Annotated in this window: 16 protein-coding genes; 10 read left to right on the top strand and 6 right to left on the bottom strand. The window is 41.4% G+C overall.

The window, feature by feature from the left end; translation table 11 throughout:
* Positions 1 to 60: 60 nt before the first annotated feature.
* From PHI47_RS14035 to PHI47_RS14000, 8 genes are all read left to right on the top strand, one after another.
* Entirely contained in the window at positions 61 to 1,578 is a 1,518-nt protein-coding gene (locus PHI47_RS14035) for a response regulator (RefSeq protein WP_299938739.1), read from the top strand.
* Complete coding sequence (locus PHI47_RS14030; RefSeq protein WP_299938737.1) at positions 1,568 to 2,329, top strand: MBL fold metallo-hydrolase; 762 nt, start codon at positions 1,568 to 1,570, stop codon at positions 2,327 to 2,329. The genes PHI47_RS14035 and PHI47_RS14030 overlap by 11 nt, the downstream gene beginning before the upstream one ends.
* A 198-nt stretch (positions 2,330 to 2,527) precedes the next feature.
* A complete protein-coding gene (locus PHI47_RS14025; protein ID WP_299938735.1) occupies positions 2,528 to 3,826 on the top strand; it encodes a DEAD/DEAH box helicase in 1,299 nt (432 codons plus the stop codon).
* A gap of 81 nt (positions 3,827 to 3,907) precedes the next feature.
* Positions 3,908 to 6,169, top strand: a complete 2,262-nt coding sequence (locus PHI47_RS14020) for a diguanylate cyclase (RefSeq protein WP_299938733.1) — start codon at positions 3,908 to 3,910, stop codon at positions 6,167 to 6,169.
* A gap of 103 nt (positions 6,170 to 6,272) precedes the next feature.
* Positions 6,273 to 6,758: a PAS domain-containing protein gene (locus tag PHI47_RS14015; RefSeq protein ID WP_299938730.1), complete on the top strand. Its 486-nt coding sequence runs from the start codon at positions 6,273 to 6,275 to the stop codon at positions 6,756 to 6,758.
* The gene (locus tag PHI47_RS14010) at positions 6,727 to 8,166 is read left to right on the top strand and encodes a methyl-accepting chemotaxis protein (protein ID WP_299938728.1); all 1,440 of its coding nucleotides are present in this window, start codon (positions 6,727 to 6,729) and stop codon (positions 8,164 to 8,166) included. The genes PHI47_RS14015 and PHI47_RS14010 overlap by 32 nt, the downstream gene beginning before the upstream one ends.
* A gap of 46 nt (positions 8,167 to 8,212) precedes the next feature.
* A complete protein-coding gene (locus PHI47_RS14005; protein ID WP_299938723.1) occupies positions 8,213 to 8,800 on the top strand; it encodes a CheB methylesterase domain-containing protein in 588 nt (195 codons plus the stop codon).
* Complete coding sequence (locus PHI47_RS14000) at positions 8,797 to 9,561, top strand: CheR family methyltransferase (RefSeq protein WP_299938720.1); 765 nt, start codon at positions 8,797 to 8,799, stop codon at positions 9,559 to 9,561. The genes PHI47_RS14005 and PHI47_RS14000 overlap by 4 nt, the downstream gene beginning before the upstream one ends.
* Here PHI47_RS14000 and PHI47_RS13995 read toward each other — a convergent pair.
* From PHI47_RS13995 to ppa, 6 genes are all read right to left on the bottom strand, one after another.
* A complete protein-coding gene (locus tag PHI47_RS13995; protein ID WP_299938718.1) occupies positions 9,558 to 11,162 on the bottom strand; it encodes a HAMP domain-containing methyl-accepting chemotaxis protein in 1,605 nt (534 codons plus the stop codon). The genes PHI47_RS14000 and PHI47_RS13995 overlap by 4 nt on opposite strands.
* A 47-nt stretch (positions 11,163 to 11,209) precedes the next feature.
* Complete coding sequence (locus tag PHI47_RS13990; protein ID WP_299938716.1) at positions 11,210 to 13,324, bottom strand: GGDEF and EAL domain-containing protein; 2,115 nt, start codon at positions 13,322 to 13,324, stop codon at positions 11,210 to 11,212.
* 126 nt (positions 13,325 to 13,450) lie between these two features.
* Complete coding sequence (locus PHI47_RS13985; RefSeq protein WP_299938714.1) at positions 13,451 to 13,645, bottom strand: hypothetical protein; 195 nt, start codon at positions 13,643 to 13,645, stop codon at positions 13,451 to 13,453.
* A 41-nt stretch (positions 13,646 to 13,686) separates the two neighbouring features.
* The gene (locus PHI47_RS13980) at positions 13,687 to 14,214 is read right to left on the bottom strand and encodes a transglycosylase SLT domain-containing protein (RefSeq protein WP_299938711.1); all 528 of its coding nucleotides are present in this window, start codon (positions 14,212 to 14,214) and stop codon (positions 13,687 to 13,689) included.
* Between the two features lie 347 nt (positions 14,215 to 14,561).
* On the bottom strand, positions 14,562 to 14,861 hold the full coding sequence (locus PHI47_RS13975) for a hypothetical protein (RefSeq protein WP_299938708.1): 300 nt from the start codon (positions 14,859 to 14,861) through the stop codon (positions 14,562 to 14,564).
* On the bottom strand, positions 14,862 to 15,383 hold the full coding sequence (ppa, locus tag PHI47_RS13970; RefSeq protein ID WP_015653254.1) for an inorganic diphosphatase: 522 nt from the start codon (positions 15,381 to 15,383) through the stop codon (positions 14,862 to 14,864).
* Between the two features lie 154 nt (positions 15,384 to 15,537).
* Between ppa and PHI47_RS13965 the strand changes: the two genes are divergently transcribed.
* Together PHI47_RS13965 and PHI47_RS13960 are read left to right on the top strand one after the other, a co-directional pair.
* Positions 15,538 to 15,858 carry a hypothetical protein gene (locus PHI47_RS13965; protein ID WP_299938706.1) on the top strand — a complete coding sequence of 107 codons (321 nt, stop codon included), beginning with the start codon at positions 15,538 to 15,540 and terminating at the stop codon, positions 15,856 to 15,858.
* An 11-nt stretch (positions 15,859 to 15,869) separates the two neighbouring features.
* A complete protein-coding gene (locus PHI47_RS13960) occupies positions 15,870 to 17,705 on the top strand; it encodes a biotin/lipoyl-containing protein (RefSeq protein ID WP_299938704.1) in 1,836 nt (611 codons plus the stop codon).
* Positions 17,706 to 17,928: the final 223 nt, after the last annotated feature.

Here is a 17,928-nt window from a genome sequence, read left to right as displayed (position 1 = left end):
AATATCGGTATGGGATTAACGCTTTATCATGCTACAATAGACGAGCAAGGATGATATTATATGGCTGAAATCGGTGTCTTTAAACAGTTGCAGACGGCCTTAGCGTCTTATGCATTGTTGTATGTAGAAGATAACAGAGGGCTGAATGCTCAAGCAACTGTTTTATTCAAAAAAATCTTTTCAACTGTCTACACTGCTTACGATGGAGAAGCAGGTCTTGAACTTTTCAAAAAATATCACCCTGCTATTGTTATTGCTGACATAGAAATGCCTAAGATGAGTGGTTTGGCAATGTCTCAAGCTATTATAAAAATCGATCCGGAAGCTAAAATCATTATCACGACTGCACACGATGATTTTAAATTACTGCACCAATCTATTCAGATAGGGGTCTTTGATTATTTACTCAAACCAATGCGTGTTGAAACATTGGTCAAAACGCTTGCACGATGTTCCCATATTCTTAATGAAGAACTCCACCGCAAAATTTTCTACGCTAATCTGCACTCCATTTTTAATTATCAAAACAGCCTTACGATTTTATTGCAGGGACAAAAAGTGGTTATGGCCAATGAACCGTCTTTGGAATTTTTTGCGGTTGCGAGTGTGGAAATGTTGCGAAAAGCTTTTGTCTCATTTGGAACCATGCTGCTCAAACATAATGGCTTTTTATATGATCATGAGGGGAGAGAATGGTATTCGGAAATCTCTGCAAATCCAGGAAAATTATTTAATATCAAACTTGCGGGAAGTGATGGAGAAAATCATCATTTTATCCTAAGATTTCAGAGTATACCTGACAAAGAGGGGTATGGAGTTCTCTCTTTGAACGATGTAACGGAATTAGGGTTGTTGAAACTATATGATGCTTCTGCCGTTGAACAGGAACGATTGCTGAAAGATGAAAAAATGGTTCGCGGATTGCTGGATATGGTGGTGCGAAGCGGAGCTAAAATTCGTGTGCACAATCTTTATAAAGGGCTAAGTATCACGAATGATGCTCTTATTACTACCCTCACTGATAAGGAAGCTGTTCTCCAAACCCCCTATGTACAACTTAAAGCGATCCAATATGAAGAGGAGTTTTATCTTACTTCTGAATTGTTTCCGACCACAATATTATGCAGTGGGATTGAACGGCTTGATTTTGATGCCCAATGTGTTCATTTTAGCCATTACCGAATGGTTCAAACCTCTCCTACGCGAAGGGCGGCCATTCGGGTTATTCCAGATCAGAGTTTGACAATCACATTACTGTATGAGGGGCGTAAATATGAGGCCGATGTTGTTATTATGGATATTTCGATTAACGCGGTTCGACTTCAACTACCAACTCTTCCGTCGGGATTCGGGTTGAAACAAACAGTAGTACTTGATATTGTGTTGGAAACGGCACCTCGTCCAACCATCATCAATACCTCCGCAGAGGTATACCGAATTCAAGAGAATCAGCGCCGCTATGAGGTAGTATGCATGTATACTCTGCATGGGCAAGCACAAAAAAATCTTATCGATTACATCGCGAAACGGCAAATGGTGTTAATTCGCGAATTTAAAGGAATGCAATATGAAAAATGAGACCCTCCTGTATGAAGATGAAAGCCACAAATGTGTGATGTTCAGTCTCGAAGATGAAGACCATCAAGAATATTCCCTATCGGTTAATCAGTTTTTGATTATTCAGCACGACAGTGCAGTCCTGATAGATCCGGGAAGCGGAGGGATATTTGGGGAGTTATATGATGCCGTATCGCGTCATATCGACCCGCAAAAGATCAAATATATCTTTTTTTCGCATCAAGACCCCGATGTTGCCGGTGCAATTGCTGAATGGAGTGTCGCAACTTCGGCTAAACTGGTGATGTCTAAGCTATGGACACGTTTTATGGGACATTACGGTTTGATGGATATGGGGCGGCTGGTTGCACTCGAAGATCATGGTGCTCGGTTAAAATTTGAACACGATTTTTTACAATTTATACCGGCCCATTTTCTCCATAGTCCAGGAAACTTTTCCCTCTATGACAGCCGGTCAAAAATCCTTTTTTCGGGGGATATCGGAGCAGCGGTTCTCTCTCCGCAGAATCTAAATAAGAATGTTGATAATTTTGAAGAACATCGGCCGTTTTTAGAAAGTTTTCACTCTCGCTATATGGCATCAAACCGTTTTTGCCGTGCATGGGTCAAGTGTGTACGCAAACATGAAATCACAGCAATCGCCCCTCAGCACGGATCTTTATTTAAAGGGGAGATGGCTGAAGCATTTTTAGAATGGTTTGAAAATGTTGAGGGTGGATTTGAACACTGTGACACACTATATGGATGTTGATGCTTAGGAATGTACAGTAGTAGTCGACCATAGGAGGTTTAGGGGAAGTCTGTGGTAAAATACCATTAATCGCGCCTACGGTTGGCGCCGCTATGAACTTGCCATCAACTGCACTTTCTACACTATTTTTTTCCCCCTTGCCTAAAACCGTCCTGAGTTACGACTTTGGTTGGGCCGAACCACCAAAGGAACACCTTTATGACATTTACCGATTTAAATCTCCACGCGTCGTTGCTTAAAGCAATCACTGACCAAGGCTACACTACGCCTACCCCCGTTCAGGCTCAGGCAATTCCTTTTATTCTAGAAGGTCGGGATATGCTCGCAGGTGCTCAGACCGGTACGGGTAAAACCGCCGGATTTACTCTTCCGTTGTTGCAGATTCTTACCGAAAAAACAATGCCGAAATCGAATCGAAAAATTCGTGCTCTTATCCTCACCCCGACACGTGAACTCGCTGCGCAAGTAGCGGAAAGCGTCAAAATCTACGGCAAATATCTCCCTCTCAAGAGTGCCGTTATTTTTGGCGGTGTAGGGATCAACCCTCAAATCACGATGTTGCGAAACGGAATCGATATCCTCATCGCAACACCAGGACGTTTGCTCGATCACATAGGGCAGGGGACAGTCGATTTGAGTGCAGTCGAAGTTTTTGTTCTCGATGAAGCAGACCGTATGCTCGATATGGGATTCATCCGTGACATTCGCCGTGTTATCACCATCCTTCCAAAACATAGACAAAATCTTATGTTTTCTGCAACCTATTCGGATGAGATTAAAACATTGGCAAACACATTGCTCCGTAACCCGGCTGAGGTCGAAGTGGCGCGTCGAAATACATCAAGCGAATTGGTAACCCAAAGCGTTATCCTTGTCGATTGTAAACGTAAAAGTGCCCTTTTGGGAGAGCTGATTGCTAAACACAAATGGGAACAAGTTCTCGTCTTTACCCGTACCAAACATGGAGCCAACAAACTGACTGAATATCTCCAAAAGATTGGCATTACTGCAGCAGCGATCCATGGTAACAAAAGCCAGGCCGCGCGTACCAAAGCTCTCGATGATTTTAAACGCAGCGCGGTCAGAGTACTCGTAGCGACCGATATTGCAGCACGTGGGATCGATATCGATGCGTTGCCGCATGTCGTGAATTTTGAACTTCCAAATATCGCGGAGGACTATGTCCATCGTATCGGACGAACAGGACGTGCGGGATGCGAGGGGGAAGCACTATCTCTCGTATGTGTTGATGAAGCCGATTATTTACGCGGCATTGAAAAATTGATCAATAAAAAGCTTGATAGCCGTATTATTGAGGGATATGAACCTGATCCTACTATCAAAGCCGAACCGATTCAACGGGGTCGCGGCGGTGCAGGTGGCAGCGGAAACCGAGGTGGAAACGGCGGAGGTGGTGATCGAGGCGGAAAACCGACCCAAAAACGTGACAGCGGACGGCATGAGCCAAAGCGACGTGATAATGATCGACGCCACTAAAGAGACTATGCGGAAAAACTTTTATCATTTGCATTGTATAATAAATAAAAGACTCTTAGGTAGAAGAAAGCTGGTGTGAGAATGATGAGGTTCCTCCTATTTATTCTTAGCATAATCACTGTTCTAGAGGGCAGTAAACTTGAAAAAGTCTCAGTTGCGCTCGATTGGAAATATCAGTTTGAATATGCCGGTTATATCGCTGCAAAAGAAAAAGGCTTTTACCGTGATGCTGGGCTTGATGTAGAGTTACGCGAGTATCAGGAAGGTTCGGACGTTGTTTCAGATGTTCTGAACCGTAAGAGCAATTACGGTATCTATAACAGCAGTATTGTAGTCGATAACGGAAAGATTAAGCCGATCGTTGTCATGGCAACCTATTTACAGCATTCCCCTTTGGTTTTAGTTACCCGAAAAGGGATCGATAATCCGGCAGGTTTAGTCGGAAAGACGATTATGGGGACGCAAAATGAGCTCAAACACAGCTCTTTATCTCTTCTTTTATCTCATTTTGATATCACTTCCCGTAACACCCGTTTCGTAGATCAGACGTTCAGTATCGATCCTTTTATCCGAGGCGATGTCGATGCCATGAGTGCTTATCGCTCTAATCAGCTTTATTTTCTTGATCAAATGCATATTCCTTATGAGATTATTGATCCGGTCGAATACGGATTTATCATGAATGCCGGCAATCTTTTCACTTCCCAAACTGAGGCAATCGAGCATCCATTACGGGCACAAAAATTTATTGATGCAACGAATCGGGGATGGGAGTACGCATTGCAGCATCCCGGTGAGATGATTGATATCCTAATTCAAAAATATCATGTACAAAAATCTTCAGAAGCTCTAGCATATGAATCCAAAGTAATCGCAAAGCTGATGATGAATGATTTTTATGCCATTGGGGAGACCAATGAAGAGACAACGACCCGTCTGTATAAACAGCTTATGCGAGTAGGTGCGATTCGTGAAGACCAAAAACTAGGTAAATTTTTATTTCGGGATATTGTAGCTGGCTCTATTAACAGTGTTCAGCTTACTTCAGATGAGAAACTCTATCTCCTTCAAAAGAAAAAAATTACCATGTGTGTCGATCCCGAATGGTATCCCCTTGAAGCAATTCGGGATGGAAAGCATGTCGGTATCGCTGCTGATGTAATGAAAACATTTCAAAGTAAACTTGGTATTCCGATAGAACTGGTTCAAACATCGACATGGAACCAATCTCTTAAAGATGCAGAGACACATCGATGCGATATTTTGTCCCTTGCCGCCAAAACTCCGGACCGGCAGAAATATCTCCATTTTACTTCGACCTATTTAGCGGTTCCTTTGGTTATGGTAACGACGATGGAAAAACCATTTATCGAAGATATCGATTTGCTAAAAGAGAAAAAAATCGGCGTGGTCAAGGGATACGCTACTTTCAACCGCCTTAAAAGACTATATCCGACACTTACTATTGTAGAAGTCGAATCGGTGAAGGAAGGATTGTCAAAAGTAGAAAGCGGACAGCTTTACGGTTATATCGATAATCTTATTGTTACCTCCTCTTATATTCAAAAAGAGTATACCGGGAGCCTGAAAGTCTCATCACGTCTAAAAGAGAGAGATGAGCTGCGTGTTGCCGTCCGTATCGACGATCCAAAGTTGTACGATATTTTTGAAAAGCTGGTACAAAATCTGGACGATAAGACAAGACAAGAGATTTATAATCGTTGGGCCTCGACTATTGAACAGGTAGCTTGGATCGATCGTAATATGATGTGGAGAATATTGGTTGTCGTATTACTCGGTTTACTTGCATTCACATGGCGCTATTTTGTCCTCAAACGGTACAATGCCAAGCTATTGGAACTCTCCGTTACGGATAAACTTACGGGATTATATAACCGTCTAAAATCCGATGAAATACTGCAATTCGAGCAAAAAAAAGTAAGTCGGTACGAATCCTATCATTGTGCCGTTATGATGATAGATGTGGATCATTTTAAAAATGTGAATGATACGATGGGGCACCAAATGGGGGATCATATTTTACAAGTTCTGGCAAAAGTGTTCAAAGATTCTCTACGTCAAACTGATATGATTGGTCGATGGGGGGGAGAAGAGTTTATCGTTATACTCCCTCAAACATCGTTGGAACAGGCTGAAATCGTTGCTGAAGCCCTTCGGCATGATGTCGAAAAATATCCTTTTGGATTAGCCCATCCGATTACAATCAGCATCGGAGTAGGAGAACTAATCCGAAAACAAAGCGTACATGAAAACATAGGTAGAATCGATTCGGCGCTTTATGAGGCAAAAAACAGCGGACGAAACGAAGTACGTATCGGGTAAAACCGTATAGATAAAAAATAATATTTTTTATCCGTTTACATTAATAAGAATATTTATTATGCTATGATAATTTTTTTCTAATTTAATATGCGGGTGTATCCAGATGGAATTACAAATGAAAGCCGGTGAGTTTATTGTCTCCAAGACAGACCTCAAAGGTCATATTACCTATGGGAACGAAACGTTTATTGAAATGTCGGGATATAGCGAAGCAGAGTTATTGCATGCACCTCATAATATTCTTCGACACGAGGATATGCCAAAACTTATTTTTAAACTTTTATGGGAGCGGATACGTGAGCGTGAGGGAATTTATGCCTACGTTAAAAATAAAACTAACAAAGGTGATTATTACTGGGTATTCGCGTATGTGACTCCATCCTTTGATTCATCCGGTAACCGGATCGGTTACTACTCCATACGTCGCAAACCGACTTCTAAAGCAATCGAGATCATTGAACCTCTTTATCGTGAGCTTTTGAATGCTGAAAAGCAAGGTGGTATGAATGCTTCTCAAAACTATCTTACAACGCTACTCCAAAAACAAGGGATGACGTATGACCAATTTGTCCTCGGCCTTCAAAAATAAACCCTTTCTTTTCGTATTTGGAATTTGGGTTCTGACATTAGTCTATTTTTTGTTTGTTTCCAATGTTTTTATTGCAGCGATAGTAGGTATCATCGTGATATTAATTGGCCTTGTAATCATGCCGTCATCCCCAAAAGACTCTCTTTTAGAACGAATTGAAAATGTCCTGTCTGATGCGGCCAAAGGGGTATTAGAGGGGAGAATTACATCAATCGATCCCGTATCACCATATGAACGATTAGCGTGGAATTTCAATAATCTGCTGGACCAGGTCGAGGCCTATATGCGTGAGAGTATCGTAGCAATTCAATTAGCGGAAAAAGGGGAAGAAAATCACGTTATGCACCCTGACGGCTTCAAAGGGCTTTTTGCTTCATCGGTACAACCGATAAATCATTCGTGTGATGGGATACGAGCACAACAACTCCTTTTTTCACGCCGTTTGTATGCGGAAGAGTTTCAGAAAATCGGAGGGGGCACAAGTGGAGGACTGGTAACCATTCGAGGTGATATCGTCAAAAGTAACGAAACGATGGACGAGATCACCATAAGAGCAAAAACAACTTCTTTTCAAGCGAAACAGAGTCTTGATTCTATGGAACAACTGATGAAAAATTTTTATACTCTAAGCCAAACCGTTTCAGCTACCTATAACGGTATTGAAGTATTGAGTTCAAAAACGAAAGAGATCTCTGCTATCGCCGATTTAATCAAAGAGATTGCTGAGCAAACAAACCTTCTTGCTCTCAATGCTGCCATCGAAGCAGCCCGTGCAGGTGAACACGGACGCGGCTTCGCCGTCGTCGCCGATGAAGTACGTAAACTTGCAGAGAGAACCCAAAAAGCGACCCAAGAGATCGCTATTACGATTCACTCGCTTCATGAAGAGACGAGTGATATTGCATCCAATGCACGTGAGATGTCCCATATTTCGGATGAAGCACTCCCACAAGTGGAAAATTTTTCTATTATGCTGGGTAATTTCAATAAGGATGCCGATAACACGGCCAAAGATTCTCTCTTTATTCAGAATCAGCTTTTTGCAAGTTTGGCAAAAATCGACCATGTCGTATTTAAACACGAAGCCTATTCATCGGTATTGTCAGATAAAAAAATAAAAGAATTTAATAATCATAAACAATGTTTATTCGGGCAATGGTATTACACCAGCGGAGAAGAATTTTTCGGTAAAACCGAAGCGTATAAGACACTTGATAAATACCATCATGACGTGCACGATTTGGTTATTAAAACAATGGTGTTCGTGGAAGAAAAAATACATAACCGTCACGATATTATCCCAAAAGTATTGGATAACTTTGCCAAAATGGAAGAAGCAAGTGCAAAACTCTTCACTACATTGGATCAAATGGTAATTGAACAGCATAAGATGAATCTAACTATTTAAGAAGCACGTCGCTATAATAACTTATCTATAGGTCTGAATGGGTGACATGAAAGCTCCGAAAAATGCAAAAATTATCCTAATAGGAGCTTCGACCGGAGGACCGGGCGTTATTGAAAAACTTATTTCCGCGCTGCCGGAGCATTTCTCTGTTCCTATTTGTATTGTTCAGCATTTCCCCTCCGAGCTTACCCATTCGTTTGTTTCACGGCTTCAAACGTGTACGTCCAATAAAGTGGTCGAATCTTCTGAGGGATTGATTTTGGAAGAGGGATCGATTGTTGTAGCCAGAGGGGGAATGCACATCGGTTTTCAGATGAAAAATTGCTGTGTTGTCATTACGCAAGGGTGTGAAGCCATACGTAATGATTTTATCCCCAGTGTCGATGTGATGATGCTCAGTGCCGCAGAGATATATGAACCTTCATCGATTTTAGCGATACTGTTAAGCGGGATCGGTGATGATGGAGCTGAGGGGATGGTCAAGATCAAATCACTTGGCGGATTTACCATTTGTCAGGATGAAAAAAGTTCAGCAGTGTTTGGGATGCCGGGACGGGCAATCGAGCGGGGCGGGGCAAGTTCTGTTCTCCCCGTTGATGAAGTTGCTGAAATGATGGTACGGTTTGGGAAATGATAAACGATGAAATAATTACGTCGCTTTTGGAGCGGATACAAAACGAGATCGGAATTGTTTTGTCTCGGCAAACCGATCGGGACAGAATCAACCGTTATCTTGAAAATGGCGGGACTATTCCGCGTGCATCAGAACTGCTTCCCGTATCATTGATCAATCTGGTGACTACAAATGAGACCTATTTTGAACGTGAAGCGCACCATTTTGACCGTCTTATCAAAGAAATTTTGCCGAAGTTAAACGAGCAGGGTTCAACGAAGCCGATCCGTATTCTTTCCGCTCCCTGTTCAAGTGGAGAGGAGAGTTATTCGATTGCTCTGCGTATATCTGCCTCCATGGTTAACATTTCCAGACCTATTGAGATAATAGGTATTGATATATCGGAAGAAATGATCGAGAAGGCACGTAAAGGGGTCTACACGTCACGATCGGTTCATGCTTTGAATCAGAGTATTCTGGAGCGTTATTTTGTCTGTGAGAACGGTACTTATCGAATTCTCCCGCTACCGTCGGTATCGATCCGTTTTATTGCGGGCAACGTATTTGATCCGATGCTCTGGAAAGAGTTGGGTGAATTTGATGTCATCTTTAGCCGTAATATGATGATTTATTTTGATTCGACGAAAAACAAAGAACTTTTAAAACGGTTTCAGGAGCATTTGAGAGGGTATCTGATCCTCGGTCATGCTGATGATCATCTGAATGCAAAAGAGATATTTACCCCCCTGCGCTCAGAGCGGGGAGTTATCTATCACATCTAAGTTCTGAATACCGAAATTTGGGCGGTGAGTTGCTCTGTCATTTGATGCAGGTGTTCTGCCGCAGCGGCGATTTCTTCGACGCTTCTGGCGTTTGACGTTGAGAGATCGTTGATATTTCCAATTTTTTTAATGATCGATTCAGTGGTTGCAGCATTGGTTTGGGTGTCATTTGAGAGTTTTTCGATCGCTTGAACCGTATCTGCTAAAGCATTGACTGCGGTTTCAGTGTGATCATTTACTTCCGCAGATGCATCAACAAGACTCTCAATACGTTTCGTATTATGGTTCATTTGATCGGTAATATCATTAATCGATTGAACAATGACATTAACCGTTGCATTGGTCTCTACCAGACTTTTTTGGGTTCGCTCAGCGAGTTTACGTACTTCATCGGCAACGACGGCGAATCCGCGTCCGTGTTCACCTGCACGCGCCGCTTCGATAGCAGCATTAAGGGCGAGTAGATTGGTTTGATCTGCGATATCAGCAATAACCGTAAGGACTTGTTTTACTTGAGACGCTTCTTGTGAGAGTGAGTTGAGACGCTCATTAATCTCTCCTTCCATTTGTACGGTGAGCGAGAGCTGTTCGATGGTATTGTGAAGAGCCGATTGTGCTTCTTGGAGATTTTCACGAGCACCGATCGCTTTTTCCTGTACTACTTTGGCTTCTGCTGCAGAGGCTTTCATTGCCTCTTTCATACGATCGGATTCCGTGGTTGTTTGAGTGACGATTTTTGCCTCTTCTTCGGCCGCTTTACCGATAGAGAGCGTGGTGGCAGAGAGTTCAGCTGAAACCGATAGATTTTCACTTGATGCGGAGCGGATACCTTGGAATGCTTGACGAAGCACATTAACAAGATCATTGACTTTACGGCTCATTTGAGAAAGTTCGTCATTTCCTTCGACTTTCGTTGAACGGGTAAAGTCTTTATTTTGAGCTACCGCTTCGATTGTCTCTTCAAGACGTCCGATAGAAGCGGTAATATTTTGAATGATAAAATAAAAAATTACCATCATCACTGTGGCACTGAAGAGAATGATCATTTCAATAGTAGTGGCATTGGAATCAAGAGTAGCGAGATTTTTTTCATTCATAACTTTTACTAAATCTCGTTCTTCTTGAATGATGTTGTCATGTCGTTGGGCAGATTCTTTAGTAATTTTTGCTAATTCTTTTCCCTCAACGGTTGCTTCAAATGCTTCGGTATGGGTCTCTTTTTTATATTTTGCAATAATCTCAATACGCGGTTTATTGAGTTCTTCCCATGCATTAAGATCCGATTTAATATTAGCCAAACGATCTTTATTCTCTTGGGAACGTGTTATTGCAGAGAGCTTATCAATCGCTTCTCCTAATTTTGCCACCCGTTCTTTATACTCATCAACATTTTTTTGATTAAAGAGAAGTTGATAGCCTCGAAGTTCCATTAATGCCGCATTCGTATGGGCACGAATATCTCCCAGTAAAACCATTCGTTCCGCTGTTTTCTTTGCATCCTTATTATTGCTGTACGCCAAATACCCAAGCGTCGCGTATGTTACAAAACTAAGCGCCATTAGAGCGATCAGCTTTCCTTTGATTGTTGAGAGATTAAACATGACAAGCCTCTATACTAAATATAATGTATAAAGTATACCATATATCGTTAAAAGCTTTCGCCAGAATCTGCATTAATACGCAATTGAACGGTAATTGCCTCGGTATCGAGAGGTTTGGAGAAGAGATATCCTTGACCCAGAAAACAGCCGTTTTCGATCAAAAATTTTTGATGTTCGATTGTCTCGACTCCTTCGGCGATAACATCTAATTTAAGATTATGTGCTAATCCGATAATGGTTTTGGTGATCGCCATATCCTCTTCATCGTTAGGTATGTCATGAATAAAACTTTGATCGATTTTGAGTTTATCTATCGGAAAACGTTTGAGATACGATAGGGATGAGTAACCGGTACCGAAATCATCGACGGATATTTCTAACCCCAAATCTTTTAATTCGCCAAGAATTTCAATGACCTCTTGCGGGTTATGCATAATCTGAGATTCGGTAACTTCGATTGCAATGCATTGAGGGGTGCAATGATAAAACTTCATAATTGATTTTACCTCTTTAGCAATATGACGGTTTGCAAGTGTTTTTGCGGAGAAATTGACAGCGGTTTTCGGGACGTATAACCCCATCTTTCCCCATTCAATATGCTGTTTAATAACATTTTCTAAAACAAAAAAATCAATTTCTTGGATAAGACCTGTCTCTTCGCAAAGAGGGATAAAGTTTACGGGGGAAACGATCCCAAGCGTAGGGTGGTTCCATCGTACCAACGCTTCCATTCCGACCCATTGTCCGTTGAGAAGATTCACTTGGGGCTGATAATAGACTGTAAATTGATTTTCTTTGAGGGCGATACGAAGAGCATTTTCCATGACAACCCGTTCAAATGCTTTTTCACCCATCTCATCGGCATAGAAGCGATAGGTATTTCTCCCTTCATTTTTAGCTCGATACATTGCCGTATCGGCATTTTTGAGCAATACTTCCGTACTTGCACCATCTTCAGGATAGATAGAAATACCGATGCTCAGCGTTGCATAGAGGCGATGTTTATCAATCATAAACGGCTCTTGAAATGCGTGAACCAATTTTTCGGAAATATCGATCAGAATTTCAGTGTTGGTAATCTCATCTACTAAAATATTAAATTCATCACCGCCCATGCGGGCTATGGTATCGGATTCCCGCAAAAGCGTTTGAAGCCGTTTCGCAACGAGAATGAGAAGTTTATCGCCTACAGGATGCCCTAGAGAATCATTGATTTGTTTAAAATGATCCAAATCAACAAATAAAACAGCAATTTTTTCTTTTTTTCGTTGATTTTTTTTAATGGCCATTTGAAGGCGATCATGAAATAGTATACGGTTGGGTAGTCCTGTCAGTGCATCATGGGTAGCCAGATGGCGCAGTTGATCTTGTGTTGCAGTGAGTTCGCTAATATCGGTATCGAAAGTGACAACAGAGGCTTGTCCCTGATACATGAGCTTATGGATACTTGCTTGTACCGGATAGAAAGAACCATTTTTACGTTTATGGCGTGAAATGTTGCTGAGTACAGGCGAAATATGATTGAGATATTGTCTAAAAATATCGATTTGTTCATCTGTGAGCTCAGGGTTAATATCTTTGAGCGTCAAATTTTTGAGTTCATCCAAGGAATATCCCAAACTCTTTAGCGCACCGTCGTTAGCATAGACATACTGCAGTGTTTTTGCATTCAGGACATAGACTTCGATTGAAGCATTTTGAACGATTGCTGCAAGTTCTTCATTATGATTTTCAAGTTCGATTTGTTTGGTAATATCGGTACGAAATCCGGCAACGATAAGCGGTGTACCATCTGAATCAAAAAGAATTTTGGCACGGTCATGAATCCATATCCATTGTCCGTTTTTATGGCGAACACGATAACGGACATGGGCGCTCTCGATTTTGTTCGCGATTGAATTAAGAAGTATTCCCAATGCCTGTTCACGATCATCCGGGTGCAAAAGGGATTTCCACGATTCAACGGAGCTTTGATACTCGTTTTCTTCATATCCGATAATATCCAGCCATCGTTTGGAAACACTGGTTATGTTGGTTTGTATGTTGTATTCCCAAATCCCGTCTTCGGAAGAGTTGATAGCAAATTTGAGTCGTTCTAAATCATGAGTACGTTCATAATTTAATATAGGGGACTGCAATGGTAATGAATCATGATCGCTCATTTAAACCTCCGCAATAAAGATAAAAGTACGATTAAAAATATAATACCACAAATTTATACAGTAGTTGATTGTTTGAAACGTAAAAATAGTTTTGTATTTCGTTGAAATGAAAGATGGATGATACTATTACTTATGCTCTGGGGGAGGATTGAGTTTATTGTTTTTATAGCCTTGGGAGATTTTTCGAAGTTCTGAATCCATTGTTTTAGGGGGTACTTTAGGAGGATGAATAGGGAGGACAAATGCAAGCAATATAAATATGAGACTAAAAACAATACCGCTTAAAATTGCGAGCATGATTTTGAGCTTGTCATCATCCATAAAAACCTCCCATGTGTATGGCAAGTATTATAGCTTAAAAATTATGACAGCTTTCCTGATGAGACGAGATGGTTAACGATATCCATATTTTTCATAACACGTGCGTAATAAGGACGATTGATAGATCCCCCATTGTATCCGCTGATCGCATTAAAGTGATCATTTCGCTGAGCATGAAGCAAGATAACATAATAGGTAGCAATACGTGCGGAGAGTTTTACGTCTCCTAATAATCGTCCGGCTAACTGTACATCGCTGATTTTATTTACCCAGCGAAGGCTTTTAACATTTTGAGCAACGTGGCGTGCCGTAGCAACTTGAATTTGCATGGGTCCCAGCGAAGCTTTGGTAAATGATTTTTTATGTCGAAAGTCTCCGATCGTATTTTTCCCCGCACTGCTTTCCGTCAAACAAATAGCACTAACCGTATTCTCATAAGTATGACCGTTTTTGTCAGGGATTGATTTCGCGACATCTCGTACGGTTTGTAAAACATGGAGTTGTTTAGGGGTCATTGCGTCACCAAAAAGCGACAAGGTCAGCAGTAGTATTAGGGAAAGAAATCTCAAAAGTTACACCTCGTAATTAGTATGTGAAATTTTAGGGTACTGGGGAGTTTATAACAATGGTGTGGCCTTTTTAAATGAATTAGTTAAGAAAAACTAATAGAAAAGGGGCCTGCCACACCATGGGTAGGGAAAGCTGTGATTAAGTTTAGGGAGCAATATGGGTAAAATATATTTTATAATGTTAAAAATATGAACGTTAGTTTAAGTTTCAATGTAAAAAGTTTTCTAAAAGTGTCAAAAAAAAAGGTAAAAAAAGAGTTCATGAGTAAAAATGAAACATTTTTTATCCGCTTTGTGATCGACTAAGTATTGGAAAGAAGATTCGGAGTTAAAAAGAGGCTGAAAAGTTAAGATTCTTTACTGGTAAGATAAATCCAGTATTCTTTGTGACTTTTTCCCTGATCAAGAAAATAGAGTTGTAAAATAGCAACCCGGTAAAGGGTAATGAGCATTTTTGCATAAGGTATTGTGAGGGAGATTGAGAGCCACCAAGGCTGCTCACGATCTCCTTTGGAATGCATCATTTCTTCGACACCGATATTGTTGCTGAGATAGAGGCCGAACGCGATGGAAAATACAAAATTTAAAATCAGTCCGAAAACCGTATAGGCAAAAAAATCAGGTGAGCCGAAATCGATCATGATCATTTACTCTTTGTAATTTTTGATAGCATCTTCTAGGATTTTAGTTGCAGATGCTTTGTCTTCAAATCCTTTTACTTTTACCCATTTGCCCGGTTCAAGCATTTTATAGGTTTCGAAAAAGTTTTTGATTTTTGCCAACGTATGTTTCGGAATATCTCCGAGGTCTTGGATCTCTTCAAATGTCGGGTCAATTTTGGAGGTAGGGACCGCAAGCAACTTTTCATCGATACCGCTTTCATCTTCCATAATCAATACACCGACAAGACGGCAGTTAGTAACACAACCCTCAACCATAGGATATTCAGTAAGGATCAAGATGTCAGCCGGATCGCCGTCTTGTGAGAGTGTTTTATTAACAAAGCCGTAGTTAGCCGGATAGTACATAGCCGAATGCATAACACGATCAAGGACTAATGCACCGCTCTCTTTTTCAACTTCATACTTGATGTTTGATCCGCAGGCAATCTCAATAATTGCTTTAACTTTATCGGGATTTTCACCGTAGCCGATTTTGCTTAGATCCATGATAATTCTCCGTCTTAAAAAATGATGCGGATTGTAACGAAAGAAACTAAAAGCTTCATTGAAATGAGACTCAGTAAATCTTTTTTAATGAACTTTATACTAGAATCACGAATCGTGTTACGAATACGCGTGCAAATTAAACAGGGGATAATAAATGGAGTTACTACATAAAGTAATGAAATATTTTTCTATATTTCAATCCAACAATGCCCCGAAATCTCAAAACTTTGCAAGTGAGGGTGCCGTAATGGCTTCAGAAACATCATCACTTGATCGCGTGGAAGGTGCTAAAGTAGCGGCAATAGCAGCAGCACTGCATCATCATGATCAAGAGAATAATGATGTGAGAGCAAAAGTAGCTGCCATTGCAGCTGCGATTCATCACCATGAACTAGAGAACTCTCAAAATGGTGGTTTGTTAGGAATTGCGGCAGTTGTAGCCGCAATTCACCACCGCAACAATCTTATGAAGTAGGGATGACGTAAATGGCAAAAAAATACATCGATGTGATGGACACAACCTTCCGTGACGGCTTTCAGTCTGTTTTCGGCGGTCGTGTACTTATGGAGGATTTCTTTCCTGCCCTTGAGGCGGCCAAAGAAGCAGGAATCCGACATTTCGAATTTGGGGGCGGTGCCCGTTTCCAAAGCCTTTTTTTCTATCTGAATGAAAATGCGTTTGATATGATGGATCGTTTCCGTGCCATCGTAGGACCGGATGCAAATCTCCAAACATTAGCACGCGGTGTTAATACGGTTATGCTTGATACCGGCAGCCGTGAGATGGTCGATCTGCATGCCAAGATGTTTAAAAAACACGGAACAACGACGATACGTAACTTTGATGCACTGAATGATGTTGAAAACCTTAAATATTCAGGTGAACGAATCGTCCACCACGGATTGAAACACGAAGTCGTCGTTACGATGATGGATCTTCCTCCAGGATGTGTCGGTGCGCACGATGTTGCTTTCTACGAAAAAACGCTTCGCGAAATTTTAGACTCAGGTATTCCGTACCACTCTATTTGTTTCAAAGATGCAAGCGGAACATCCAGTCCCCATAAGGTGTACGAAACCTTAAAAATGGCACGTAAACTCGTTCCTGAGGGGACGCACTTACGTCTTCACACCCACGAAACGGCAGGGGTCAGCGTTGCTTGTTATCTCGCGGCGCTCGATGCCGGAGTAGACGGTATCGACATGGCAGCGGCTCCGGTAAGCGGCGGTACGTCACAACCTGATATCTTGACGATGCTTCATGCGACCAAGGGGATGAATTACGATCTCGGTGGGCTTGAACTCGAAAAAATCCTTAAATACGAAGATGTATTAGGTGATTGTCTCAAAGATTATTTCATGCCGCCGGAAGCGACACAGGTTTCTCCTCTGATTCCGTTCTCTCCGATGCCGGGCGGTGCTTTGACCGCAAATACCCAGATGATGCGTGACAATAATATGTTGGATCGCTACCCTGAAGTTATCCGTGCAATGCGTGAAGTGGTCGAAAAAGGGGGATACGGAACGTCTGTAACTCCGGTTTCTCAATTTTACTTCCAGCAAGCGCTTAACAATGCTCTTATGGGACCATGGAAAAAAATCGCTCCGGGGTACGGTAAAATGGTATTGGGTTACTTCGGTAAAACGCCTACGGCACCGGATGCGGAAATTGTTCGAATTGCTGCTGAACAACTCAAACTTGAGCCGACCACCGATAATGCGATCGATATTGCAGACCGGGATGAAACCAAGTCAGTTGCCTATTGGACTAAAAAATTGAGTGACGAAGGCATTGAAGCTACGGATGAAAATATTTTCATCGCTGCTTCATGCGATGTCAAAGGGATCGCTTTCCTTAAAGGGGAAGCAACCGTTAATGTTCGAAAAAACAGCCCGAAAGCGGCAGAATCAATACAATCAAATCAATCACAACAGGAGAATCTTCTTATGGCAAATGGAACTTACACAGTAATCGTAGACGGACAACAATACAATGTACAAATCGTAGGCGGAAACGCAACAGTTGTTCAAGCAGCACCAACAGTAGTAGCAGCACCTGCAGCGCCTGTGGCAGCACCGGTAGCGGCTCCAGTGGCTCCTGTAGCAAACGCAAATGCGATTTGTGCGGAACTTCCTGGTTCAGTATTCAAACTTGTTGCTGCTGTCGGTGACAGTGTAAATGCAGGCGATAAAATTATGATTCTTGAAGCGATGAAAATGGAGATCGATGTTGTTGCTCCTCGCACAGGGAAAGTAACTTCTATCAATGTTCAACCGAATGACAAAATCGAAGCTGGTCAAGTATTGGCTGTCGTCGAGTAAATTTCTTCTTTTCTCCCCTTATTGAGGGAGAAGTCTTTTTTCCATATCCTTCATTTTCTCTACAATCAACACGATACATGTACTTTTTATTAATTCTTTTCCAAAAAACAACAAAAAACATTTTAGTTTAATAATTATTTCGGTATAGTTTTCGAATTTAAAATAACATCAATTAATCTAAAAGGTTTTTTATGGAGATTGCCGCTTCTCTCCTTAGCCCCCT

The sequence above is a fragment of the Sulfuricurvum sp. genome (assembly GCF_028713855.1).
Classification (GTDB): domain Bacteria; phylum Campylobacterota; class Campylobacteria; order Campylobacterales; family Sulfurimonadaceae; genus Sulfuricurvum.
This window is presented reverse-complemented; position numbering and strand designations above follow the sequence as displayed.